Raw genomic sequence first — 23,931 nt, forward strand, 5'->3', positions numbered from 1 at the left:
CGTGGGCGGTCGCTCGTCCTGCCGGGCGGACTGCCGAGCGGACAGCCGGGTGGACTGCCCCCGCGGCTCCCGGCCCCGGTTCCCGCCCGGCGGCCGTTCGAGGGGGCAGACGCGTACCGAAGGGGTGGCGGTTGCCTCCCGGCCGCGACCGCACCTCACCGCCGCCGCCCCCTCGTCGCCCACCGGGGAGCGGCGGCGAACGGACGGTCTCCGACCGCATTCCGCCAGTGACCGATCATTCAAGATCATTTTTGACCGGGTCCCGGGCGTGTTGTCAGTGGCAGGTGCGAGGATGCCCCCAGCACGCGCGCCCAGGGTCGGGAGCCCGGCCGTGTGCCGACGTGACCGGGACGACGTGTCCACGGCAGGAGGGGGACGGGGCCGCACCCCGGCCTCCCCTCCGGCGGTGGGTGCGCCGCGCAGAAGGGACCGCTGACGGCGATGCAGATCCGGCTGACCGTCCTCGCCTCGCCCCCCGGCGGCCAGGCCGCGCCGCGCGCCTGTGACGTGCTCGTCACCGCCCCGGCCGGGACCGCGCTGGCCGCCGTCGCCTCGGGGCTGGCCTCCGCCGTCTCGGGCGCCGACGCCTCGGCCGGTGTGGTGCTGTACGCCGGGGGCGAGCGGCTCGACGTCCAGCGCCGGGTGCTGGGGGAACCGCCCCTGGTGGACGGCGCGGTACTGACCCTCCAGGTCCCCGGCGAGGACCATGCCCCGCCGGACGGCGCCCCCGCCCGCCTCCATGTGGTGGCCGGGCCGGACGCGGGCGGGGTCCATCTGCTGCACGGCGGCGAGATCAGGATCGGCCGCTCCGCCGACGCGGACGTACCGCTGGACGACCCGGACGTCTCCCGGCTGCACTGCGCGGTCACCGTCGCCGAGGACGGCCGGGTCGCGGTCGCGGACCTCGGGTCCACCAACGGCACCACCCTGGACGGCGCCCCGGTCGGCCCCCGCCCGGTGCGGCTGGCGCCCGGCGCCCTGCTCCGGCTCGGCGAGTCCTCGCTGCGGCTGGCCACCGGCCCGTCCCCGGACGGTCCCCCGCTGCCCACCACCCCGGACGGCGAGGGCCGGCTCCGGGTCCACCTCCCCTCCGTACCGGAGCCGGAGCAGCCCGTACGGAGCGAAGCGGCCGGGCAGGATCCCGGCCGGCCCGGCGAGGCGGCACGGCGGCCCACCGGCCTGCCGCCGGGAGCCCCCCGTACCGGCGTCGTTCCCATCGCCGCCGGCGCGGAGCCGGTGGTACGGGTCCGAGTGCCCCACCAGTCCGGCCCCCGCCCCGACGGGGCACCCATCGCGCCGCCCGTGGATCCGCGATCCGCCATGACCCGCACCACCCCCCTGGCCCCGGTGGAGCACCCCGTGAGCGGCACCCACCGGGTGGACCCCGGCCCGGACGCCGCCCCTGCCCCCGGCACCGAGGGGGCGGAGCCCCGCAGGCGCGGGATAGGGGCCTGGGCGCGGCGGCTGGCGGGCGGCCGGGAGGAGGCGGCGGCCGGACCGGGCACCGCCCCCGAGCAGGGCACCGACCCCGGGGCCGTACCGCATCCGGCGGGCGGGCCCGGCGCGGACACCTGGCCGGACCCCGCCGCCGTACTGCTCACCGCGCTCGGCCCCGGCCCGAGGCTCTGGGAGCGGGGCCCCGGGCATCCGGAGGAGCTAGTGGTCCGGCTCGGCACGTCCGACCGCGCGGAGCTGGCCGCCGTACCCGTCACCGTGGGGCTGCGGGAGGCCGGTTCGCTCGGGCTCGCCGGGCCCCGGCCGCGGCTGCTCGGGCTGGCCCGCTCGGTGGTTGCCCAGCTCACCGCACTGCACGCGCCCGGCGGGCTGGAGCTGGTACTGGTCGCCGGGGCGGCCCGCGGCCGGGACTGGTCCTGGCTCGGCTGGTTGCCGCAGCTGCGGCCCACCCAGGGCCAGGACTGCCGGCTGCTGCTGGCGTACGACCGGGAGCAGGCGGCCGCCCGTACCGGCGAGCTGGTCCGGCGGCTGGACGACGGACCGCTCGGCCCCGGCTGGGCGAGCGCCGACCGCGCGGCCGTCGCCGAGGCCGCCGCCCGGTACGAGGGGCCGCGCACGGTCCTGGTCGTGGACGGCGATCCGGGAAGCGCGGCGCTGCGGGAGACGACCGCCCGGCTGGCCGCGGCCGGAGCGGCGGCCGGTATCCATCTGATCTGCCTGGCCGAGACCCCGGCGGCCTCCCCGGCCTCCCCGGTGGGCGCGACCTATGAGACGGCGTGCGCGGCCTCGCTGCCGTTCCGCGAGTGCGGGGCGGCGGCGCTGCTCTCCGGTGATGTGGCGACCGCGCTGCGGCTGCTGCGTACGGCCGGGGGCAGGCCCGCCGGGCATGGCGCCGTCGGCACGGTGGACGCGGTGTCGGCGGCCTGGGCGGAGCGGTTCGCCCGGGCGCTGGCGCCGCTGGGCAGCGACGAGCCGGACGGCGGCACCGGGCTGCCCGGTGGGCGGCGGGCGGCGGCCGTGGCGCTGCCCCCGTCGGCCCGGCTGCTGGACGAGCTGGGTCTGGCCCGGGCCACCCCGGCCTCGCTGATGGCCCGTTGGGCGTCCGCCCCGGACGGCACCGCGGTGCTGGGCGCCGGGCCGCGCGGGCCGGTCACCGTGGACCTCACGGTGGAGGGCCCGCATCTGCTGGTGGAGGGCCCGGCGGGCAGCGGCCGCACCGAGCTGCTGCGCGCGGTGGCGGCCTCGCTGGCGGCGGCCTCCCGCCCGGACCGGCTGGGGCTGCTGCTGGTGGACGGGGCGGGTGCCGGGCGCGGCGAGGGCCTGGCCCCCTGCACCGAGCTGCCCCATGCCACCCAGCATCTGGTCGCCTCCGACCCGGTGCGGATGCGGGAGTTCGCCCAGGCGCTGGGCGGGGAGCTGAAGCGGCGGGCGGAGCTGCTGGGCCGCCAGGAGTTCGCCGAGTGGCACCAGCAGCGGGAGCTGGCGGAGCGGATGGTGGGCCAGCGCCGCCCGGGCGGCCAGGGCGGCGGGGACCTGGACGCCCCGCCGACCGGCACCCTGCGGCTGCGCCCGGCCGCGCGCGGCGCCGAGCGGGACGTGCCGCCGCCGCTGCCCCGGCTGGTGGTGCTGGTGGACGACTACGACGCCCTGGTGGCGCCCGCGTTGGGGGCGCCCGGCCGCCCGGCCGCCGGTTCGGTGGTACGGGCGCTGGAGGCCGTGGCCCGGGACGGCCACCGCCTGGGGGTGCACCTGGTGGCGGCCTCCGCCCGCCCGGACCGGACCGCCGACACCGAGCTGGTGCGCGGGGCGCGGCTGCGGGTGGTGCTGGACGCCCCCTCGGGCAGCCCCGGCCCTGACAGCCCGGCCCCGGGGCGCGGCCGGCTGGGCCACCCGGACGGCCGGGTCACCCCGTTCCAGGGCGGCCGGGTCACCGGGCGCATCCCCCGTACGGCCACCCAGCGCCCCACCGTGGTGCCGCTGGACTGGGCCCGCATGGGCGACCCGCCCACCCGCCGCCCGGTCCGCGAACTGGGCAACGGCCCCACCGACCTGGCCCTCCTCGCCAGCGCCCTGGACCGCGCCGCCCGCTCGGTGGACGCCGCTCCTCTGCCGCCCCTGGTGCCGACCGCCCCCAGCGGCCGGGCCTGAGCACCCGCGAACGCCGACGCCGCGTCGCCGAGTGGCGAGGAGCGCTCGCCCGGGAGCGCGATGGCGCCGGCAGACCACGTCGTCGGCCGCGGGCCGGCGCCATCGCCGCCGCCAGAGGTCCGGGCGGGACGGCGCCGACCCGCCGTTCGAGCCCCCGCTCGGCACGTCGTCGACCGGCCCGTGGGCACCGCGAACGGCTACGCCCGCACCTACGGCGTGCAGCCGCTGGCCACCCTCGCCACCTGACGCCCTCCCCCCGGCCGGTCCGACCGCCCCGGTGGGGAAAGGCGTTGCCGGGCCGGGCGCGGCCGCGTTAGCCTCGCCCCACTTCGCACGCAGACGCTCTCCGGAACCACAGCCGCAGCACGGGAGCAGGGCCACGCCATCGCGCGGGACCACGGAGGGGCGGCGCCCATTCGGCATGCCCTCCCGAGGAGTCCTCCCATGAGTCCCGCGAATTCCACGAGTTCCCCGCGTCCCGCCCGTCTCCCGCACCCGCACCCCGTGAAGGTCGGCCTCGGCCTGCCCGTCGGCGACCCCGCGGCCCTGTTCGGCTGGGCGCGGCGCGCCGACGACGGGCCGTTCAGCACCCTGGGGCTGCTGGACCGGCTGGTCTTCGACAACCCGGAGCCGCTGGTCACCCTGGCCGCCCTCGCCGCCGCGACCCGCCGGGTCCGGGTGCAGACCGAGGTGCTGCTCGCCCCGCACCACACCACCGCGCTGCTCGCCAAGCAGACCGCGACGATCGACCGGCTGTCCGGCGGCCGCTTCACCCTCGGGGTGGGTGTCGGGGGCCGGGCCGACGACTGCCTGGCCGCCGGGATCGACATCCGCCGCCGGGGCCGCCGCCTGGACGAGCAGCTGACCGCGCTGCGCCGGACCTGGTCCGGTGAGCCGTACGGCGAGGGCGTCGGCCCCATCGGCCCGGCGCCGGTGACCCCCGGCGGCCCGGAGGTGCTGGTCGGCGGCTTCGCCCCGGCCGCCCTGGACTGGGTCGGCCGGTTCGCGGACGGCTTCCTCGGTGCCGCGCTGCCGCCGCGGTACCTGGACGGCCTGTTCCGCGCGGCCGAGGCGGCCTGGCAGCGGTACGGCAGGCCTGGCCGCCCCCGTCTGGTCGCCCAGGCCAATGTGGTCCTCGGTCCGGAGCGGACCGTGCGGGACGCCCGGCAGCGGCTCCGCTCCTACTACGCCTTCACCGACCGGGTCGACCACATGGTGGACGGCCTGCTCACCACGGCCCGGGCGATCCGGGAGGCGGTGGACGGCTTCGCCGCGATCGGCGCCGACGAGGTGATGCTCTACTGCTGGTCCTCGGACGCCGACCAGGTCGGGCGACTGGCCGACGCCCTCTTCCCGGCCCCACCCCGCGCCTGAGCCACGGCGAAGGGCTACCGCTCGACGCCCGCCAGCGCCGCCGCGTAGCCCTTCGCCACCTCCTGCCCGGACCGCTGCCGGATCAGCCCCTCCTTGGCCACCGCCCGCAGCCGCACCACCGTCACCCGCCGCTCCCCCACGGGCCGTACCACCACCGCCGTCAGCACCACCGGGTTCATCCCGGCGCAGCCGCCGCGGGTGACGATCCGTACCACCCACTCCTCCGCCAGGGGCATGCCCTCCATCGAGGCAACGGGCTCCAGCCGCCGCCCGGCGCCGCCGACGATCCGCTCCACCCGCCACACCGCCCGCTCCCACTCCAGCGGAAGCTCGACCTCGGTCTCATGGATGTCGTCGGGCATCAACCGGGCCACCCGGCGCGTCAGCCAGGCGCCCGCGCGGCCGCCACTGAGCGCCGCGACGGCGCCCAACTCGGCGGCCAGCAGCTCGCCCTCGTCCTCGTACGCCCGACCCATCCGGCTACCCCCGTCCCGCCCCGCCCATCCGTCCCGCCACGGTAAATCACGCCACTGACAAGGGACTTGTACGTCCGACGTCACGACCGGATCACGATGCGCCGGTTCCGGGCGGAGGCGGTATTGCGAGGCCGTTACGCCGGGCGTACACCTGGGCAACACGCAGACGGGTCCGGCAGGGACGGGGGCACCGATGGTTGCAACTCACCACATCCGCACGGCTGTTCGCTCGCGCAGGGGCGCGGTGGCGCTCGCGGTGGCCGGGGCGCTGGCCCTGGCGGGCTGCGGGGACGGCGGCGGGGGCGACGGCGGCAAGGACGGTACGGGGCCGGGGCAGAGCCCGAGCGCCCAGCGGCCGGGCGTCGAACTGCCCAAGCTGAACGGCACGTCGGTGCAGGTGGTCGCCGTGTGGACCGGGCCCGAGCAGGAGGCGTTCGGCAAGGTGCTGGCCGAGTTCGAGAAGCGGACCGGCGCCAAGGTGAGCTACGTCCCGACCCAGGACGCCATGCTCAACTACCTCGGCACCAAGATCGCGGGCGGTTCGCCGCCGGATGTGGCGATGCTCCAGCAGGTCGGCGCCCTGAAGCAGGCGGTGGAGCGCAAGTGGGCCAAGCCCGCGGGCGCCGAGGCCACGGCCCAGCTGGAGAAGAACTACGGCGAGGGCTGGCGGGAGCTGGGCGCGGTGGACGGCACCCAGTACGGGGTGTACTTCAAGGCCGCCAACAAGTCGCTGGTCTGGTACAACACCGCCGTCTTCGAGGCGGCCGGGGTATCGGAGCCGAAGACCTGGAAGGAACTGCTGTCCACGGCCGAGACGGTCTCCGCGTCCGGGGTGACCCCGGTGTCGGTGGGCGGCGCGGACGGCTGGACGCTCACCGACTGGTTCGAGAACGTCTACCTCTCCCAGGCCGGGCCGGAGAAGTACGACCAGCTGGCCGAGCACGAGATCCCCTGGACCGACCCGTCGGTGGCGAAGGCGCTCACCACGCTGGCCGAGCTGTTCGGGCGGCAGGAGCTGATCGCGGGCGGCGCGTCCGGGGCGCTCCAGACCGAGTTTCCGGCCTCGGTGACCCAGACCTTCACCGGCGGGGACACCCCCAAGGCGGCGATGGTCTTCGAGGGCGACTTCGTGGCCAGCAACATCGCCGAGACCGAGGCGAAGATCGGCGAGGACGCCAAGGCCTTCCCGTTCCCGGCGGTGGGCGCGGACGCCCCGGTGGTGACCGGCGGCGATGTGGCGGTGGCGCTGACCGCCAACCCGGCCGCACAGGCGCTGCTGACCTTCCTGGCCTCCCCGGACGCGGCCCGGATCTGGGCCTCCGAGGGCGGCTTCGTCTCCCCCAACAAGTCCCTGGACCCGGCCGCGTACCCCAACGAGGTGCAGCGGGAGATCGGCAAGGCGCTGATCGACGCGGGTGACGACTTCCGCTTCGACATGTCGGACCAGATGCCGCAGTCCTTCGGCGGGACGCCCGGCAAGGGCGAGTGGAAGGCGCTCCAGGACTTCCTGAAAAACCCCAAGGACGTCAAGGGCACCCAGGCCCGTCTGGAGGCCGACGCGGCCAAGGCGTACGGGAAGAAGGACTGACGCCATGGCGGGGTCAGACGCCCCGGCGGGGCCTGGCGGCGCGACCGGCACCGACGGGAGCACGCCCGGCACCGACGGGAGCACGCCCGGCACCAGCGGGAACGCAACCGGCACCGGCGGGAACGCCACCGGCAGCCGCCGGAGCACGACCGGCACTCGCCGAAGGGCAACCGGCAGCCGCACCGGCGTCGCCGCCGCGTTCCTGCTCCCCGCGCTGGTGCTGCTGGGCGCGCTGGTGGTGTATCCGATCGCGTTCTCCGTCTACCGGTCCTTCTTCGACGCCTCCGGCGACTCGCTCGCCGGGAGCGGCGGTTTCGGCAACTACGTGGAGATCTTCACCGACGACTCCATTCTGACCGCGGTGAAGAACAACATGATCTGGGTGGTGCTGGCCCCCACCGTGGCCACCGCGCTCGGTCTGATCTTCGCGGTGCTCACCGAACGGGTGCGCTGGGGCACCGCGTTCAAGCTGGTGGTCTTCATGCCGATGGCGATCTCCATGCTGGCCGCCGGGATCATCTTCCGGCTGGTGTACGAGCAGGACCCGGAGCGCGGGGTCGCCAACGCCGTCTGGGTCGGGGTGCACGACACCTTCAACGAGTCGGCCGGCTACCCGAAGGCCCGCCCGCTGCCGGTCCACCCGCTGAAGGCGTCCGGCGGCGGGGCGTTCACCACCAAGGAGCCGGTACAGGCCGGTACGCCGGTGAAGCTGCCGCTGGTCGGGGTGGCCCCCGCCGATATGCCGTCCGACGCCCGGCCCGCCAAGACCCCGGACGCCTCCCCGGACCGGATCACCGGCACCGCCTGGCTGGACTTCACCCGGGGCGGCGGCGGCAAGCCCAACACCGTGGACACCCAGGAGCGCGGGCTGCCCGGACTGACCGTGGAGGCGGTCAAGGACGGGAAGGTCGTGGCCACCGCCACGGCGGGCGGCGACGGGGTGTTCACCCTGCCCGCCTCCGCCGACGGGGCGCTGCTGCGGCTGCCCGCCGCCAACTTCCGCGAGCCCTACAACGGGGTGGACTGGCTCGGCCCGTCCTTCGTCACCCCCGCGATCATCGGATCGTATGTGTGGATGTGGGCCGGGTTCGCCATGGTGCTGATCGCCGCCGGACTGGCCGCGCTCCCCCGCGAACTGCTGGAGGCGGCCCGGGTGGACGGGGCGAACGAGTGGCAGGTGTTCCGCCGGGTGACCGTGCCGCTGCTGGCGCCGGTGCTCGCGGTCGTCCTGGTCACCCTGATGATCAACGTACTGAAGATCTTCGACCTGGTCTTCATCATCGCGCCGGGCTCGGTCCAGGACGACGCCAACGTCCTCGCCCTCCAGCTGTACCAGTCCTCCTTCGGCGCGGACGCCGACCTCGGGGTGGGCAGCGCCATCTCCGTCCTGCTGCTCCTGCTGGTCATCCCGGTGATGGTGGTCAACATCCGCCGTATCCGGAAGGAGGCCCGGCGATGAGCGACGCACTCGCGTCCACTCCCACCAGCGCGCAACCGAAGGCGGCGGCCAAGGCCCGTCCCTCGCTCGCCGCCCGGGTGGCGGCCGCCGCGGGAGGCGGCGCCCTACGCGTCTTCCTCCTCCTGGTGGCGCTGTTCTGGCTGATGCCGACCGTCGGACTGCTGCTGTCCTCGCTCCGCGACCCGGCCGACATCGCGGCCGGCGGCTGGTGGACGGTGTTCACCGAACCGGCCCAGATCACCGCCGGGAACTACTCCGCGCTGCTCTCCAACGACACCGTCACCGGCTCCCTCCTCTCCACCGTCCTGATCACCGTCCCCTCGACCGTGCTGGTGGTCGTGGTCGGCGCGCTGGCCGGGTACGCCTTCGCCTGGATCGACTTCCCCGGCCGCGACTGGTGGTTCCTGCTGGTGGTCGGCCTGCTGGTGGTCCCGGTGCAGGTGGCCCTGGTCCCGGTCTCGGAACTCTTCGGCGCGGTGGGGCTGTTCGAGACCACCGCGGGGGTGGTGCTGTTCCACGTCGCCTTCGGACTGCCGTTCGCGATCTTCCTGCTCCGCAACTTCTTCGCGGAGATACCGCGCGAGCTGCTGGAGGCCGCCCGGCTGGACGGCGCCGGGGAGATCCGGCTGTTCGCCCGGGTGGTGCTGCCGCTCGGCGGCCCGGCGATCGCCTCGCTCGGTATCTTCCAGTTCCTGTGGGTCTGGAACGACATGCTGATCGCGCTGATCTTCGCCGACTCCGACTCGCCCCCGATCACCGTGGCGCTCCAGCAGCAAGTGCGCCAGTTCGGCAACAACGTGGACGTCCTCGCTCCCGGTGCGTTCGTCTCCATGGTGATCCCGCTGGCGGTGTTCTTCGCCTTCCAGCGCCACTTCGTCAACGGGGTGATGGCGGGGGCGGTGAAGTAACCCCCGGCGCCGCCGGTAGGAGGAACGGCGGCGGTACGGGTACGGGGCCGGGCCACCCCGTACCCGTACCGCCACGCCCCGCTCCCCCGGATGCCGCATCACCGTCCCCCGGTTGCCGCCGTCGGCGTAACCGGCCCCGCCCGACGGGCGTTCCCGGTCCATGCCCCGGTTCAGCGTGATCGTTCCCGCGTACGAGGTCCAGGCCTATCTGCCCGAGTGCCTGGAGTCGGTGCTCAGCCAGTCGTTCGACGACCTGGAGCTGATCGCCGTCGACGACTGCTCCCCCGACGGCTGCGGCACCGTCATCGACGAGTACGCGGCCCGGGACCGCCGGGTCGTCGCCGTCCACCTCCCCGAGAACGCCGGCCTGGGCCCCGCCCGCAACGCCGGACTGGCCCGGGCCACCGGCGATTACGTCCTCTTCCTCGACGGCGACGACACCTTCGTCCCCGGGGCGCTGCGGGCCGTCGCCGAGCGGCTGGAGCAGACCGGCGACCCGGAGCTGCTGGTCTTCGACTACGCCCGGGTGTACTGGTCCGGGGAGACCGTCCGCCACGAGTTCCGGACCTACCTCCACCAGGACGGGCCCGCCCCCTTCCCGCTCACCGACCGCCCCGGGCTGCTGCGGGTGCTGATGGTGGTCTGGAACAAGGCGTACCGCCGCGACTTCCTCAGCCGCGAGGGCTTCACCTTCCCGCCGGGCTTCTACGAGGACACCCCCTGGACCTATCCGGCGCTGATGGCCGCCGGGACCATCGCCACCCTGGACCGGGTCTGCGTCCACTACCGGCAGCGCCGCACCGGCTCCATCCTGCGCACCACCAGTGTCCGCCACTTCGAGCTGTTCGACCAGTACGACCGGGTCTTCGCCTTCCTGGACTCCCGGCCCGAGCTGGCCCGTTGGCGGCCGGTGCTCTTCCGGCGGATGGCCGACCACTTCACCTCCGTCTTCACCGCCCCCGGCCGGCTGCCGCGCGGCTCCCGGGCCCGGTTCTTCCGCCGCGCCCGCGCCCACTACCGCCGCTACCGCACCCCCGGCGCCACGCCGGGCGCCACCACCCGGCTGCGGCACGCCCTGGTCCGCCTGGGCAGCCGGCGGGCCTTCACCGCCCTGGTCGCCGCCCGCACCCTGCTCAAGGCCGCCCTCCGCCACACCGCCGTCCTCGCCCACCTCACCCGTGGCGCCCTGCTCCAACTCCACTACCGCACCCAGCTGCTCCTCCCCGTCCGCCCCGACCGGGCCGTCTTCGCCGCCTCCTGGCACCGGGGGTACGCCTGCTCCCCCGCCGCCATCGAGGAACGGGTGCGCGAACTCGCCCCGCATATCCGCACCAGCTGGATCTGCGACCCGGCGCACGCCCACACCGTGCCGCCCGGCACCCGGCGGATCACCCCCGGCACCGCCGCCTACTGGACGGCACTCGCCCGCTCCCGCTACTTGATCAACAACGTCAACTTCGACCGCCGGCTGGTCAAACGGCGCGGCCAACTGCTGCTCCAGACCCAGCACGGCACCCCGCTCAAGCACATGGGCCTGGACCTGATGCACCGCCCCGCCGCCGCCCGCACCATGGACTTCACCCGGCTGCTGGCCTCGGTGGACGGCTGGGACCATCTGCTCTCCGCCAACCGGCACTCCAGCCTGGTCTGGCAGCGGGTCTACCCGGCCGCGTACCGGCTGCTGGAGTACGGCAGCCCCCGCGCCGACCTCTTCCACCGCGCCACCGCCACCGAGGTGGCGCTGCTCCGCGAGTCCCTGGGCATCCCCGAGGGCCACACCGCACTCCTCTACGCGCCCACCCACCGCGACTACGTCCACCCCCAGCCCCAGCTGCTGGACCTGGACCGGCTGCTCGCCGCGCTCGGCCCCGGCCACACCGTGCTGGCCCGCCCCCACCCCACCCACGGCACCCCGCTGACCTGGTCCGACCCCCGGATCATCGACGTCTCCGCCCACCCCTCCGTCGAACGCCTCTGCCTCGCCTCCGACGCCCTCCTCACCGACTACTCCTCGCTGATGTTCGACTACGCCGCCCTGGACCGGCCGATCGTGCTGCACCTCCCCGACGACCAGGCCTACCGGGCGGCCCGCGGCACCTACCTCGACATCACCGCCTGCCCACCCGGCGCGGTCGCGCACGACGAGGACGAGCTGATCGCCCTCCTCACCTCCGACCGCTGGCGGGACACCCGCGCGGCACGCCTCCGCGCCGCCTTCCGGGCCCGCTTCTGCCCCCACGACGACGGCCGGGCCGCCGAACGGGTGGTCCGCCACCTCTTCCTCGGCGAACCCGCCGAGGCCCTGGCCCCCGTCACCCCCCTGGACGCCCGCCACCCCGCCCCGGCCCTGGGCGGCGCCGGAAAGCCCCTCGGGACGGAGCCGGCCGAAGTCCCGGTAGGCGGCCCGGGCCCGACCGACCCCCCAGCCGCCCCCGTCTTCCCGGCCCCCCGCCCGGACTGACCGGCCTCACCCCGTACGGCCGACCTCAGCCGCGTACGGCCATCCTCACCCCCGTACGGCCGACCTCAGCCGCGTACGAGAAGGCGGGCCGCCCGCCGTACCGGGTCCGGGCGCAGTACGGGGGTGAGCAGCCGGCCCACCGCCCCAGCCGGGCGCCAGCGCAGTTGGAGGCGGCCGGCGCCCCGGCCCTCGGGCTCGACCAGGACCCGGTGGCGGGCGGCGCCGGGCAGCTCGAAGGGGGCGAAGTCCAGCGGGGCGAGCAGCACCCCGGTGTTGCCGCGCCGCCCGGGACCGCTGCCCCGCAGCAGCTCCAGCACCGGGTGGCGTACGCCCCGGAAGCCGTACGCGGGGAGGGCGGCGTCGGCCGGGCGGAGCCGTACCGTCCCGGCGAAGACCCCCCGCCCGGCCGGGTCCATCCGAAGCGGCACGGTGAACCACCGCCCGGCCGGGGCCAGATGGAGGCAGGCGGCAAGTGGGGCCAGCGGCAGCCGCAGCCCCGGGTCGTATGTCCGGATCACCAACTCCACCGCCCCGCCCGCCCGGTCCGGCTCCACGGTCGTGATCTCGTGCCGGAACCGCGCCGCCGCGAACGGACAGCCCGCCACATCCCATTCCGTCACGTCCAGATCGGCGCGGGCCGCCGCCGAGCCGGGGACCCGGTCGCCCCAGTAGACCCGCCCGTCCGGGCCGGTGGCCGTCTCGCGCGGACCGACCTCATGGGTGAGGCCGCGCGCCGCCTGCCGGGCCTCCTCGTACCGCCCCTCCCGCAGCAGCCCCAGCACCGCCCGGTCCACCCGCCCCAGCCGCTCGAACGCGTCCGCCGACAGCGGCTCCACACACGGCAGCACCTCGGCGGCGAACTGGGCCACCCACTCCGTCTCCCGGTACGGCAGGTCTCCCGCGTACAACCGCAGATCGTGCGAGAGGAACTTGAAGTCCCGCTCTCGGCGCACCGCGAGTGAGACGCCCTGCTCGGCGAGGAAGGCGTCGATCCGGCGGGCGATGGCCACCCGGTCGCGGACGTTGGCCATCAGATGGCGGCGGTTGGAGATGGTCGCCGCCCCCGGGCGGGCCGTGGAGTCCACATACCAGCGGTAGACCGGCTCGGTGATGATCCGCAGCGCCCGGGCCAGGGTGTAGGCCTGCGCGCTGAAGAGCTGGTCCTCGTAGTGCAGGCCCTCGGGGAAGCGCAGCCCGTGCCGGTCCAGGAACTCCCGGCGGTACATCTTGTTGGTGGAGAGCGGCTCGAACAGCAGCCCCGGCTCGTCCTCGATCCCGCGCACCGTGCGCCGCTGCCGGAACAGCGCGGGCATCCACCGCGAGACCGCCCCGCCGCCCGGCCGCACCCGCTCCACGGCCCCCATGGTGAAATCGGCGTATTCCTCCTCGCCCCCATGGGCTCCGAGCAGCAACTCCACGGCTTTGATCGGCAGTTCGTCATCGCTGTCCAGGAACATCACGAACGGGGTGCGGGCCTCGGCGAGCCCCCGGTTGCGGGGGACACTGCACCCGCCGCTGTTCCGCTCCAGCCGCAGCACCCGGATCCGGGGGTCCCGCGCCGCCAGCTCGGCGGCCACCTGCGGGGTGGCGTCCGTGGAGTGGTCGTCCACCACCAGGATGTCCAGGGCCCGGTGCGTCTGCGCCCGCACCGAGGCGATCGCCCGGGGCAGCCGCTCGGCGTCGTCGTACACGATGACGATGACGGTCACCTCGGGGACGGTCATGCCGGGGGCGGTGGTCATCGGGAGGCCTCCTGGTGCGGCACGGGTGCCGTCTCGCGTGCGGCCTGCTCGGGGGTGGGGGCCGGGGTGCGGCGGGCCAGCGGGAGCACCGGGGGCAGGCTCTCCTCGCCCTCGCCGAGGAAGACCCGGCGCACCACCCGCTCGGCGGCCCGCCCGTCGTCGTAGGCGCAGAAGCGGAGCCGGAAGTCGTGCCGCAGCTTGGCGGCGGCCTCGTCGCACCAGCTGCCGTCCGTCAGCACGGCCGTCAGCTCGTCCTGGCCGCGGGCGACCGGCCCGGGCGGATCGGCGGTGATGTCGAAGTAGACCCCGCGCACGGCCCGGTAGGTCTCCCAGTCGTCGGCGAGCAGCACGAGGGGCCGATCCAGGTTGGCGTAGTCGAACATGATCGACGAGTAGTCGGTGACCAGCGCGTCGGCGGCGAGCGCCAGATCCTCCACCGGGTCCCACCCGGTCACGTCCAGCACCCGGGGGTGGGCACGTTTCAGCCCGGCGGGCCAGGGGTCGGGGGCGTGGAAGTAGTGGCCGCGCACCAGGAGCACGGTGTCCTCGCCCAGCTCCTCGGCCAGGCGGTGGAGGTCCAGGCGGGGCACGGGGCGGGCCTCGTGGTCGCGGTGGGTGGGCGCGTAGAGCAGGGCGCGGGTGCCGGGGGCGAGGCCCAGGCGGGCGCGGGCGGCGCGGACGTCGGCGGCGGTGGCCCGGTAGTAGACGTCGTTGCGCGGATAGCCGTAGTCCAGCGAGCGGTAGCCGGAGGGGTAGGCGCGCTGCCAGACCTCGGTGGAGTGCGGGTTGGCGGAGAGGCTGAAGTCCCAGCGGTCCACGCGCTCCAGCAGTTTGTCGAAGTCCAGGCCCTGGGCGGCGGCGGGGTGATCGTGCAGGTCGACGCCCATGTGCTTGAGCGGGGTGCCGTGGTGGGTCTGGAGGTGCACGCTGCCGGGCCGTTTGCGCACCCCGTCGGGGAAGTTGACGTTGTTGACCAGGTACTTGGCGCGGGCCAGCACCTCGGCGTGGCGGCGGCTACCGGGCACCACATGGTCGGTGCCGGGCGGCAGCAGCTCGGCGTGTTCGGGCTCCACCACCCACACCCGGCGGATGTCGGGCGCGAGTTCGGCGAGTTCGGCGGCGATGACGGCCGGGTTGCAGGCCACCCCGCGCCCCCAGTACGCGGAGAAGACGGCCAGGTCGGCATCGAGGGGGCGGGCGAGGGCGATCCGGCGCCGGAGGGCGGTACGGGCGGCGGCGGTGCGCCCGGCCGCCGCTCCGGCGAGGGAACGGGCGCCGCGGCGGCGGTCGTTGGCGGCGCGGAGCAGGCGGTAGCCGAGGTGGGAGCGGTGGGCCAGCAGCAGGTGCCGTACGCCGTCGAGCCCGGCGGGGCGGGGGTGCCCGGCGGGGCGGTACTCGGCGGTGTGCCGGGCGGCGCGGCCGAAGAACTCCCCGACCAGCGCGGGCGGCAGCTCCTCGCGGCGGGCCAGGGTGGTCAGGTAGTCGGCGGTCATCCGGTCGTAGAGGCGGGCCCGGACGGCGGCGGGTGCGTCGGCCGCCACCGCGAGCTGGTGCAGCGCCTCGTACTGGCCGAAGACGGCGAGGGGGGTCCCGGTCCCGCTGTCGCGCTGGGTGGGTCGGTCGCGGTGGCGGACCAGGGCGACGGTGCCGCAGCGGGCGGCCGTCCGGGCCAGCAGCAGGACCGCGTACGACAGATAGAGCGCGTCATGCCCGTCGGTGCCCAGCAGCCCGCGGTGCGCGGTGAGCAGCCCCCGGCGGATCACCCGGTCGCCGAGGAGCGGGGGCACGTCCAGCAGTTCGGGGTGGTCGGCCAGGGTGGTGGTGGCCGGGGCCGAGGTGAGCAGGTCGGTGGCGGCGCTGGGGACGGCGGGGTCCCACCAGTGGGCGGTGAGGTGGTCGCAGAGCAGGACATCGGGGAGGGAGATCGAGAACCGCTCGGCGAGCGCGCCCGCCGCCCCGGGTGGGAGGCGGTCGGTGGCCGGGTCGAGGAACTGCACGTACTCCCCGCGCGCCGACCGGAAGGCGGTGGCGCGGGCGGCGGCCGCGGTGGTCCCGGCGGGGACGGTGAGGACGGTCAGCCGGGGGTCGGCCAGCTCGCGGCGGGCGGCGAGGGCGAGCGCGGCCGGGTCGTCCTCGGGGACGGCCACCACGAGGTCCAGTTCGTCGGAGTGCTGGGTGGTGAGGCTGTCCAGACAGGCCCGGAACCGCCCCAGGGGCGCCGGGCCGGACACGATGACGCTGAGGGTGGGCATGGCGGCGGGCCGCCTCCTTCGCGAGTCGAGTCGGGTCGGTCGAGTTGGGTCGGATCGGGTCGGATCGGTGGGGCCCTGGTCGGCCAGGGGCTAGCTCCGCTGGCCGTAGAAGACGGTGACCAGGCCGGCCACCACGAGCAGCGAGCCGGCCCAGGTCCAGGGCGAGGTGCGCTCGCCGAGCAGGCCGACGGCGGCGAGGACCACCACGAGGTAGCCGAGGGCGTTGAAGGGATAGGCGATCGACAGCGGCACCCGGGCCAGGGTGGACATCCAGGCGACGGCGGAGGCCGCGAAGACGGTCAGGCCAACGATCACCCACGGGGTGGTGGCGGCCCGTGCGGCGAGGGAGCCGCCGACCGTCGCGGCGCTGGCGGCGGCGGTCTTCATCCCGTGCTTGAGCATGATCTGCCCGGCCGCCGAGGAGAACACGGCGAAGAGCAGGAGCAGCAGGCTGGACAGGTTCAAGGCGGTCCGCCTTCCGGGCGCGGGGGCGGGGGGAGGGGTGAGGGGCACGGAGGGTGTACGGGGGCGGGGCGCCGCCAGTGGGGCGGGCCCCGCGCCGGCCCCGTCGGCCCCCGTACCGGCACCGGCTCCGTCAGACCCGGGCGGAAGAGCGGGGGCGGTCGTCGGGGACGTACTGGCGGTTGAGGACGTCCTGGACATCGATGTGCTCCCCAGCGATGAGCGTGCGGGCCGCATGCGGGGTGAGCAGTGCGACGTACTGGTAGCCGAAGAGGGTCGGCCGGAGGCGGGTCAGCAGTTTGGACGCGCCGCTCAGCGCGGTGGCCGCGGGGCCGCCGCCGAGCACGGACCAGAAGGGCGCGCCGGTGGCGCCGAGCGAGAGCACGTCGTATCCGGCGGAGCGGACGGTGCGGCGCAGGCTGGCGCGGCTGAAGAAGCGCAGATGGGTCTCGTCCAGGATGCCGCGCCGGTCGTAGTCGAACGCGCCGAGGGCGACCCGCAGCCGCGAGTACCAGTGGCCGAAGTTGGGGACGGAGAGCAGCACCCGCCCGTCGGGGCGCAGTACGCCGCGCAGTTCGGCGAGGAGGCGTTCGGGGCGGGAGACGTGTTCCACGACGTCCCCGGCGACCACGTAGTCGTAGCCGCCGCCGACCGCCGCCGGGAGTCCGTCCTCCAGGTCGGCCAGGTGGAAGCCGCCGGAGCAGCGGGCCTGCACGCCCTCGATCTCCACGCAGTCGACGCCGGTGACGGTGTGGCCGAGGGCTTCGAGGCGTTCGGCGAAGAGCCCGCCGGAGCAGCCGACGTCCAGCACCCGGCCGGGCGGGAGGCGCCGCAGGGCGGCGAGGATGACGGCGTGCGAGGAGCCGTCGCCCTCCTTGAAGGCGTACGCGGCGGGCTTGGGGATCCAGTCGCAGGTGCCGAAGCCCTTCTTCGCGAGCCGGTACTCCACCACGTCCTTGACGACGTCCTTGGCGTACCGCATGCCGTTGACGTAGCAGATCTCGTCGCCGTAGTAGGTGGGGATGGGGATCTCGCGGATGCGCATCCCGGCGTCGGCGAGCTGGACGATGATCTGGGTGTCGAAGTCGAAGTCGTCGGTGTTGCGCTCGATGGGCAGGCGGCGCAGGGCGTCGACCCGGTAGGCGCGGTAGCCGGAGTGGAACTCGGTGAGTTCGGAGCCGAGCAGGCCGTTCTCCAGCCGGGTGAGCACCCGGTTGCCGAGCCATTTGTAGAGCGGCATCCCGCCGCGCAGGGCGTCGCCGGGGCGCATCATCCGGGAGCCGAAGACGGCCTCGCATTCGCCGCGGACCAGGGGTTCGACCATCTGCGGCAGCATCTCGGGGGCGTACTGGCCGTCGCCGTGGAGCAGCACGACGATGTCGAGTCCGCGTTCGGCGGCGAGCCGGTAGCCGGCCTTCTGGTTGCCGCCGTAGCCGAGGTTCTTGGTGTGCCGCATGACCACGGTGGGCGGCATGCCGTCCAGTTGGGACCAGCGGGTGCCGGCGGTGAAGGTGGCGTCGTGGCTGGCGTCGTCGAGGATGAGGATCTCGGCGATGCGGGGGCGGAAGTCGGCGGGGATGCGGTCGAGGGTGCGTTCGAGGGTGGTCTCGGCGTTGTACGCGACCACCAGGATGCCGATGCGCGGCTCGGCCGTGCCCGGGGCGGCGGGCCCACCGGGGTCCTGGGGTGCTGTCTCGGTGGCGGCTTCGGTGCTGCTGCGGCTGCCCGGGACGTGGCCCTCGGTGGGCGTGGCCCCGGTTCCGCCGACTCCGGCGTGGACTTCGGTCACGGTCTTCCTCACTCTCCGGTGGGGCTGGTACGGGTCAGGGGGTGGTCGTGAGCACGGGCGTGCGGCGGCGCGGGGACGCGGGCGTGCGAGCCGGGGGTGTGGGGCTCGTACGGGGAGCCGGGGAGGTGGGGCTCGTACGGGGCCCAGGCCGTGCCGCCGCGCCGCCGGGCGCGTACGGCGTCCCGCAGGGCGTCGCAGAAGACATCCCGTAGTCCGGCCGCCGCTGCCGCGCGTACCGCCACCGGGAGCAGGGCGGAGGCGACACAGGCCGCCAGCACCGCCCACCCGAGCGCCCCGAAGGCCATCTCGGTGGTGGTCCAGTGGACGGGGCGCTGCCCGGAGTAGACGGAGGCGGTGACCGCGCCGACGACGATGCCGTACGCCAGGCCCTGCCAGAGCCCGATGACGAAGAGTCCGGCGGCGGGCCAGGCGAGGTACTGGACGCCGGAGGCGGTGGAGAGCAGCAGGAGCAGGGCGAGGGTGACGGCGACGGCGTACGGGGTGTCGGCGGGGCGCCGCCAGGCGAGCCAGACCCCGACGGCCATGATCGCGGCGACGATCAGCCAGTGGCCCTCGCCGCGCAGCAGTTGGACGTACGGTTCGGGCACCCCGCCCCAGCGGGCGAATCTGACGATGCCCCAGAAGCTGAAGTTCCCGCCCGCGTATTCGAGGACGTTGGCCTTCAGTCCGCCGGGGACCAGGAGCAGCGGCGGGCCCCAGATCAGCGCGAACAGCGCCCCGGAGCCGACGGTGAACCGGGCCAGGGTCCGGCGTCCGCCGATGCGCCAGGCGGCGGCGAAGAGCAGCGGCACGGCGACGACCGGAATGAGTTTGACGCTGATACAGAGGGTGGCGGCGAGCCCGGCGGCCAGCGGCATCTTCCGGTCGACCAGCAGCCAGGCGGCGGCGAAGGCGAACATCACGGCGACCGAGTCGGTGTTGCCGTGGTAGCCGCTGGTGGCGATCAGGACCGGGCAGAGGGCGGCGCCGAGGGCGCACAGCACGGCGGTACGCAGTGACGCGCGCCGCCGGACGATGGCGTACACCAGCAGCACGGTGACCAGGTCGGCGAGGCAGGCCGGGAAGCGGATCAACGGCCGCCAGGGGACGTGCAGCTGGGCCAGCTTCTCCATCACCAGCAGCATCCAGCTGGCCAGCGGCGGGTGGTTGTAGACCGGTAGCCAGGGCAGCGGCTCGGCGTAGACGCGGACCGGGTCGGTGCGGGCGATGGCCCGGGCGAACCCCCAGAAGAAGCGTACGTCGGCGGGCCCCCGGGTCTGGGCGGCGAGGGCCATCTTGGCGAGGAACGCGGCCGTCGCGACTCCGGCGACCAGGAGCCACGCCCTACGCTCAGATCCGGACATAACTGACATTCGGCCGTTCATGGTGCGAACGTAGCAATAACAACGGCATACCAACGGCACCACGCGGTGCCGCGAGCGAGCCCCCACGAAGGGCCGATCACCACACTTAACACATAAACACACATAACGGATCTCCACACCCAACGCCGATCACGCGACGGCCCACCCGGTGGCCAGGGCAGGCAGGTAAGCAGTGAAAGCACTCGTACTCTCCGGCGGCGCGGGCACCCGGCTGCGCCCCATCACCCACACCTCGGCCAAGCAGCTCGTCCCGGTCGCCAACAAGCCGGTGCTCTTCTACGGCCTGGAGGCGATCGCCGCCGCCGGGATCCGGGAGGTCGGGATCATCGTCGGGGACACCGCCGAGGAGATCCGGGCCGCCGTCGGCGACGGCTCCCGCTTCGGACTGGAGGTCACCTACCTCCCGCAGGCCGCCCCGCTGGGCCTGGCCCACGCGGTGCTGATCGCCCGGGACTTCCTCGGCGAGGACGACTTCGCGATGTACCTCGGGGACAACTTCGTGGTCGGCGGGATCACCGACCTGGTGCGGGAGTTCCGCGCCACCCGCCCGGACGCCCGGATCCTGCTCACCAAGGTCCCCGACCCGCGCGCCTTCGGCGTCGCCGAACTGGACCTGGAGGGGCGGGTGGTGAGGCTGGAGGAGAAGCCCGCCGCCCCGCGCAGCGACCTCGCCCTCGTCGGGGTCTACCTCTTCAGCCCGGCCGTCCACCAGGCCGTACGCGCCATCTCCCCGTCCCCGCGCGGGGAGTTGGAGATCACCGATGCGCTCCAGTGGCTGATCGACCACCAGCGCACGGTGACCTCCACCATCGTCTCCGGCTACTGGAAGGACACCGGCAACGTCGCCGACATGCTGGAGGTCAACCGCAGCGTCCTGGAGCTGCTTCCCCCCTCGAACGAAGGCACGGTGGACGCCGCCACCGAGATCATCGGCCGGGTCTCGATCGGCGCCGGGGCCACCGTGCGCGGCTCGCGGATCGTCGGCCCGGTGGTCATCGGCGCGGGCTCCACCGTCGTCAACTCCTATGTCGGCCCGTCCACCTCGATTGCCGAGGACTGCCGGATCACCGACAGCGAGATCGAGTACTCCATCGTCCTCAGCGGCTCCAGTGTGCACGGCGTGGGGCGGGTCGAAGCCTCCCTCATCGGGCGTAACGTCGAAATCACCCCCGCTCCCCCCATCCCGGCCGCACACCGGCTGGTCCTGGGCGACCACAGCAAGGTGCAGATCTCCTCATGACCCTCCCTGAGAAGTCCCGATCCCGCGTTCTGGTCACCGGCGGAGCCGGCTTCATCGGCTCGCACTACGTCCGGACCCTGCTCGGCCCCACCGGCCCGGATGACGTCTCCGTCACCGTCCTGGACCGCCTCACCTACGCCGGGAACCGGGCCAACCTCGCCCCCGTAGCGGACCACCCCGCCCTCACCTTCGTCCACGGCGACATCCGCGACGCCGACCTGGTGGACCGCCTCGCCGCCGACCACGACGACCTGGTCCACTTCGCCGCCGAGTCCCACGTCGACCGCTCGATCCTGGGCGCCGCCGAGTTCGTCCGCACCAACGTCCTCGGTACGCAGACCCTCCTGGACGCCGCCCTGCGCCACCGGATGCGCACCTTCGTCCATATCTCCACCGACGAGGTGTACGGCTCCATCGACACCGGCTCCTGGACCGAGTCCGAGCCGCTGGCCCCCAACTCCCCCTACGCCGCATCCAAAGCCTCCGCCGACCTGCTCGCCCTCGCCTACCACCGCACCCACGGCCTGGACGTCCGGGTCACCCGCTGCTCCAACAACTACGGGCCGTACCAGTTCCCCGAGAAGGTCATCCCGCTCTTCACCACCCGCCTGTTGGAGGGCGGCACGGTCCCGCTCTACGGCGACGGCTCGAACGTCCGCGACTGGCTGCACGTGGACGACCATGTCCGGGCGGTGGAGGCGGTACGGGTACGGGGCCGGGCGGGCGAGGTCTACAACATCGGCGGCGGCACCGAGCTGACCAACCGCGAACTGACCACCCTGCTCGTCGGCGCCTGCGGCGCGGACTGGTCCCAGGTGGTCCACGTGGAGGACCGCAAGGGCCATGACCGCCGCTACTCGGTGGACTGGACGAAGATCCGCGAGGAGCTGGACTACCGCCCGGGCACGGACTTCGCCAAGGGCCTCGCCGAGACGGTCGCCTGGTACCGGCGAAACCGCGACTGGTGGGGCCCGCTGATGACCCGTACGGAGGCAGGCCGATGAGGTGGCTGGTCACCGGCGCCTCCGGAATGCTCGCCCGGGACGTCCTCGCCGCGCTCGGTGCCCTCGGCGAGGACGCGGTGGCCCTGGACCGCACCGCCCTCGACCTGACCGACGCGTCGGCCGTACGGGAGACCGTGGCGGCCCTCCGCCCCCACCAGGTCGTCAACTGCGCCGCCTGGACGGCCGTGGACGACGCCGAGTCCCGGGAGCCGGAGGCGCTGGCGGTGAACGGCACGGCGGTACGCCATCTGGCCACCGCCTGCGCCGAGTCCGGCGCGACCCTGGTGCACCTCTCCACCGACTACGTCTTCGCGGGCGACGCCACCGCCCCCTACCCGGAGTCCGCCGCACCCGCGCCCCGCTCGGCCTACGGCCGCACCAAGCTGGCCGGCGAACGGGCAGTGCGCGGCCTGCTCCCGGAGCGCGGCTATGTCGTCCGTACGGCCTGGCTGTATGGGGCCGGGGGCCGGAACTTCGTCCGGACCATGCTCGACCTGGAGCGGGCCCGGCCCTACGTGGACGTGGTCACCGACCAGGTGGGCCAGCCCACCTGGACCGCCGACCTGGCCGGGCAGCTGGTCGCCCTGGCCCGCTCCGGCGCCCCCGGCGGGGTCTACCACGGCACCGCCTCGGGCCAGGCGTCCTGGTACGACCTGGCCCGGGAGGTGTTCCGCCTGGCCGGTGCCGACCCGGACCGGGTCCGCCCCACCACGAGCGCCGCCTACCCGCGCCCCGCCGCCCGCCCGGCGTACAGCGTCCTCGGTCACGCCCGCTGGGCGGAAGCCGGGCTCGCGCCGCTACGGGACTGGCGGGAGGCGCTGGCGGAGGCGGTACCGGCGATGGCGGCGGCGCCCCCGGCCGAGGCCGTTCAGTCCCCCGCCACCGCCCCGATCGCCCCCGCGTAGTCGGGCAGCACCAGGCCCGAGTGTGCCGCGCGCCCCTCCTCCGCGCCCTCCGTCACCAGCCCGCTCGCGGCGAGCCCCCGTCCCCGCAACACGTCATTACGGGCATCAAGCTGCTCGCGCGTCGTCGGCGTCACCACCGTGCCCCCGCCGTCGGCCAAGGCCTGGTTGCGCTCGGCGAAGGGCCGCATCCGCTCCTCGTACGCCGCGAACGCCGCGCCATGCTCGTCGTGGGTGGCCAGCTCCCCCGCCAGGATGTACGCCCCCACCAGCGCGACGCTCGACCCCTGGCCGGAGAGGAACGAGGTCGCGTGCGCCGCGTCGCCCGCCAGCGCGACCCGGCCGCGCGACCAGGCGGGCAGATGGATCTGGCTCACCACGTCGAAGAACAGGTCGTCGGCCTCCCGCATCGCCGCCACCAGGCGCGGTACATGCCACCCCTGGTACGGGAAGCTCTCCGCCACCAGGTCGCGCTGCGCCTTCGGGTTCTGGAACGCCTCGAAGGGCGGGTCCTCGCGGGTGAAGGTGAGGAAGCCGTGCACCGGCTCGGACGGCTCATGGGCGTAGAGGACCGCGCTGCGCCCCGGCTCGTTCCAGACGCGCGCCTCATGGGCGAGCCCGAACTCGTTCGGCAGGGTGAAGCCGGCGAAGACATGCCCGAGGTAGCGGTGGAAGGGCTCCTCGGGACCGAGTACCAGCCGACGGGTGTTCGAGTGCAGTCCGTCCGCGCCGATCACCAGCTCGAAGCGGCGGTGGACCCCGCTGTCCAGCACGACGTCCACCCCCTCCCCGTCCCCCTCCTCCAGCGCCGCGATCGAGTCGCGGAACAGGAACTCCACCCGGTCCCGCAGCGGGGTGTAGAGCGCGTCCGCCAGGTCCCCGCGCCGGACTTCCAGGTCCAGCCCGACGTGCCCGCCGGTCACCTGCTCCGGTTCGAACGAGCCGATCTCCCCGCCCTCCGCGTCCACGAAGGTGATCCGCTGGGTGCCGACATGCGCCTCGCGCAGACGCGGCAGCAGCCCCATCCGGTCCACCACCTCCCGGGCGGTGCCCCGGATGTCGATGGCGTACCCGCCTCCGCGCACGGCGGCGGCCTTCTCCACGACGGTGACCTCGAAGCCATACCGGTCGAGCCAGTAGGCGAGCGCGGGCCCCGCGATGCTGGCCCCCGAGATCAGGACCCGACGGCGGGCGGTACGGGAGCTGTTTCCGGCTATGCGACCCATGATGGTGTGACCCCTTCCACCGAGCCAGGCTCGGCGCCAGATACGTACCTTAGGTATCCT

Annotated in this window: 16 protein-coding genes; 9 read left to right on the plus strand and 7 right to left on the minus strand. The window is 74.6% G+C overall.

Features of this window, described 5'->3' with window-relative positions; genetic code table 11:
• Window positions 1–441 precede the first annotated feature (441 nt).
• Together ABZ945_RS22390 and ABZ945_RS22395 are read left to right on the plus strand one after the other, a co-directional pair.
• Window positions 442–3,603: an FHA domain-containing protein gene (locus ABZ945_RS22390; RefSeq protein WP_361272250.1), complete on the plus strand. Its 3,162-nt coding sequence runs from the start codon at window positions 442–444 to the stop codon at window positions 3,601–3,603.
• A 504-nt stretch (window positions 3,604–4,107) separates the two neighbouring features.
• Window positions 4,108–4,977, plus strand: coding sequence for an LLM class flavin-dependent oxidoreductase (locus ABZ945_RS22395; RefSeq protein WP_361272404.1), 870 nt, complete (start codon window positions 4,108–4,110; stop codon window positions 4,975–4,977).
• Window positions 4,978–4,991: 14 nt separating this feature from the next.
• Here ABZ945_RS22395 and ABZ945_RS22400 read toward each other — a convergent pair whose 3' ends face one another.
• The gene (locus tag ABZ945_RS22400) at window positions 4,992–5,453 is read right to left on the minus strand and encodes a hypothetical protein (RefSeq protein ID WP_361272253.1); all 462 of its coding nucleotides are present in this window, start codon (window positions 5,451–5,453) and stop codon (window positions 4,992–4,994) included.
• A 193-nt stretch (window positions 5,454–5,646) separates the two neighbouring features.
• Here ABZ945_RS22400 and ABZ945_RS22405 point away from each other — a divergent pair, with 193 nt between their 5' ends.
• From ABZ945_RS22405 to ABZ945_RS22420, 4 genes are all read left to right on the plus strand, one after another.
• A complete protein-coding gene (locus ABZ945_RS22405) occupies window positions 5,647–7,041 on the plus strand; it encodes an ABC transporter substrate-binding protein (RefSeq protein WP_361272255.1) in 1,395 nt (464 codons plus the stop codon).
• 4 nt (window positions 7,042–7,045) lie between these two features.
• On the plus strand, window positions 7,046–8,500 hold the full coding sequence (locus ABZ945_RS22410; RefSeq protein ID WP_361272258.1) for a sugar ABC transporter permease: 1,455 nt from the start codon (window positions 7,046–7,048) through the stop codon (window positions 8,498–8,500).
• Complete coding sequence (locus ABZ945_RS22415) at window positions 8,497–9,408, plus strand: carbohydrate ABC transporter permease (protein ID WP_361272260.1); 912 nt, start codon at window positions 8,497–8,499, stop codon at window positions 9,406–9,408. Before ABZ945_RS22410 ends, ABZ945_RS22415 begins: the two co-directional genes overlap by 4 nt.
• Before the next feature lie 160 nt (window positions 9,409–9,568).
• Window positions 9,569–11,869: a bifunctional glycosyltransferase family 2 protein/CDP-glycerol:glycerophosphate glycerophosphotransferase gene (locus tag ABZ945_RS22420; RefSeq protein WP_361272263.1), complete on the plus strand. Its 2,301-nt coding sequence runs from the start codon at window positions 9,569–9,571 to the stop codon at window positions 11,867–11,869.
• Between the two features lie 65 nt (window positions 11,870–11,934).
• Here ABZ945_RS22420 and ABZ945_RS22425 read toward each other — a convergent pair whose 3' ends face one another.
• The 5 genes from ABZ945_RS22425 to ABZ945_RS22445 form a co-directional block, all read right to left on the minus strand.
• Window positions 11,935–13,611 carry a glycosyltransferase family 2 protein gene (locus ABZ945_RS22425; RefSeq protein ID WP_361272266.1) on the minus strand — a complete coding sequence of 559 codons (1,677 nt, stop codon included), beginning with the start codon at window positions 13,609–13,611 and terminating at the stop codon, window positions 11,935–11,937.
• The gene (locus ABZ945_RS22430) at window positions 13,608–15,863 is read right to left on the minus strand and encodes a CDP-glycerol glycerophosphotransferase family protein (protein WP_361272269.1); all 2,256 of its coding nucleotides are present in this window, start codon (window positions 15,861–15,863) and stop codon (window positions 13,608–13,610) included. The genes ABZ945_RS22425 and ABZ945_RS22430 overlap by 4 nt, the downstream gene beginning before the upstream one ends.
• Before the next feature lie 90 nt (window positions 15,864–15,953).
• Entirely contained in the window at window positions 15,954–16,328 is a 375-nt protein-coding gene (locus ABZ945_RS22435; protein WP_361272271.1) for an EamA family transporter, read from the minus strand.
• A gap of 130 nt (window positions 16,329–16,458) precedes the next feature.
• The gene (locus ABZ945_RS22440) at window positions 16,459–17,952 is read right to left on the minus strand and encodes a bifunctional glycosyltransferase/class I SAM-dependent methyltransferase (protein ID WP_361272407.1); all 1,494 of its coding nucleotides are present in this window, start codon (window positions 17,950–17,952) and stop codon (window positions 16,459–16,461) included.
• Between the two features lie 170 nt (window positions 17,953–18,122).
• Window positions 18,123–19,478 carry a glycosyltransferase family 39 protein gene (locus tag ABZ945_RS22445; protein WP_361272273.1) on the minus strand — a complete coding sequence of 452 codons (1,356 nt, stop codon included), beginning with the start codon at window positions 19,476–19,478 and terminating at the stop codon, window positions 18,123–18,125.
• A gap of 193 nt (window positions 19,479–19,671) precedes the next feature.
• On the opposite strand from ABZ945_RS22445, the gene ABZ945_RS22450 reads away from it, so the two are divergent.
• From ABZ945_RS22450 to rfbD, 3 genes are read left to right on the plus strand one after another with little or no spacing between them, the layout of a single operon-like run.
• On the plus strand, window positions 19,672–20,739 hold the full coding sequence (locus ABZ945_RS22450; RefSeq protein WP_361272276.1) for a glucose-1-phosphate thymidylyltransferase: 1,068 nt from the start codon (window positions 19,672–19,674) through the stop codon (window positions 20,737–20,739).
• Complete coding sequence (rfbB, locus tag ABZ945_RS22455) at window positions 20,736–21,743, plus strand: dTDP-glucose 4,6-dehydratase (RefSeq protein ID WP_361272279.1); 1,008 nt, start codon at window positions 20,736–20,738, stop codon at window positions 21,741–21,743. Before ABZ945_RS22450 ends, rfbB begins: the two co-directional genes overlap by 4 nt.
• Entirely contained in the window at window positions 21,740–22,648 is a 909-nt protein-coding gene (gene rfbD / locus ABZ945_RS22460) for a dTDP-4-dehydrorhamnose reductase (RefSeq protein WP_361272282.1), read from the plus strand. The genes rfbB and rfbD overlap by 4 nt, the downstream gene beginning before the upstream one ends.
• On the opposite strand, the gene ABZ945_RS22465 is transcribed toward rfbD, so the two are convergent.
• Complete coding sequence (locus ABZ945_RS22465; protein ID WP_361272285.1) at window positions 22,612–23,871, minus strand: FAD-dependent monooxygenase; 1,260 nt, start codon at window positions 23,869–23,871, stop codon at window positions 22,612–22,614. The genes rfbD and ABZ945_RS22465 overlap by 37 nt on opposite strands.
• Window positions 23,872–23,931 lie beyond the last annotated feature (60 nt).

Source organism: Streptomyces sp. NPDC046887 (genome assembly GCF_040644755.1).
Lineage (GTDB): Bacteria > Actinomycetota > Actinomycetes > Streptomycetales > Streptomycetaceae > Streptomyces > Streptomyces lichenis.

Excerpts from the sequence above, each read along its gene's own strand:
- ABZ945_RS22390 (WP_361272250.1), top strand. The coding sequence starts at position 442 with ATGCAGATCCGGCTGACCGTCCTCGCCTCGCCCCCCGGCGGCCAGGCC.
- ABZ945_RS22400 (WP_361272253.1), bottom strand. The coding sequence starts at position 5,453 with ATGGGTCGGGCGTACGAGGACGAGGGCGAGCTGCTGGCCGCCGAGTTG.
- ABZ945_RS22405 (WP_361272255.1), top strand. The coding sequence starts at position 5,647 with ATGGTTGCAACTCACCACATCCGCACGGCTGTTCGCTCGCGCAGGGGC.
- ABZ945_RS22410 (WP_361272258.1), top strand. The coding sequence starts at position 7,046 with ATGGCGGGGTCAGACGCCCCGGCGGGGCCTGGCGGCGCGACCGGCACC.
- ABZ945_RS22415 (WP_361272260.1), top strand. The coding sequence starts at position 8,497 with ATGAGCGACGCACTCGCGTCCACTCCCACCAGCGCGCAACCGAAGGCG.
- ABZ945_RS22420 (WP_361272263.1), top strand. The coding sequence starts at position 9,569 with ATGCCCCGGTTCAGCGTGATCGTTCCCGCGTACGAGGTCCAGGCCTAT.
- ABZ945_RS22425 (WP_361272266.1), bottom strand. The coding sequence starts at position 13,611 with ATGACCACCGCCCCCGGCATGACCGTCCCCGAGGTGACCGTCATCGTC.
- ABZ945_RS22430 (WP_361272269.1), bottom strand. The coding sequence starts at position 15,863 with ATGCCCACCCTCAGCGTCATCGTGTCCGGCCCGGCGCCCCTGGGGCGG.
- ABZ945_RS22445 (WP_361272273.1), bottom strand. The coding sequence starts at position 19,478 with ATGTCCGGATCTGAGCGTAGGGCGTGGCTCCTGGTCGCCGGAGTCGCG.
- rfbB (WP_361272279.1), top strand. The coding sequence starts at position 20,736 with ATGACCCTCCCTGAGAAGTCCCGATCCCGCGTTCTGGTCACCGGCGGA.
- rfbD (WP_361272282.1), top strand. The coding sequence starts at position 21,740 with ATGAGGTGGCTGGTCACCGGCGCCTCCGGAATGCTCGCCCGGGACGTC.
- ABZ945_RS22465 (WP_361272285.1), bottom strand. The coding sequence starts at position 23,871 with ATGGGTCGCATAGCCGGAAACAGCTCCCGTACCGCCCGCCGTCGGGTC.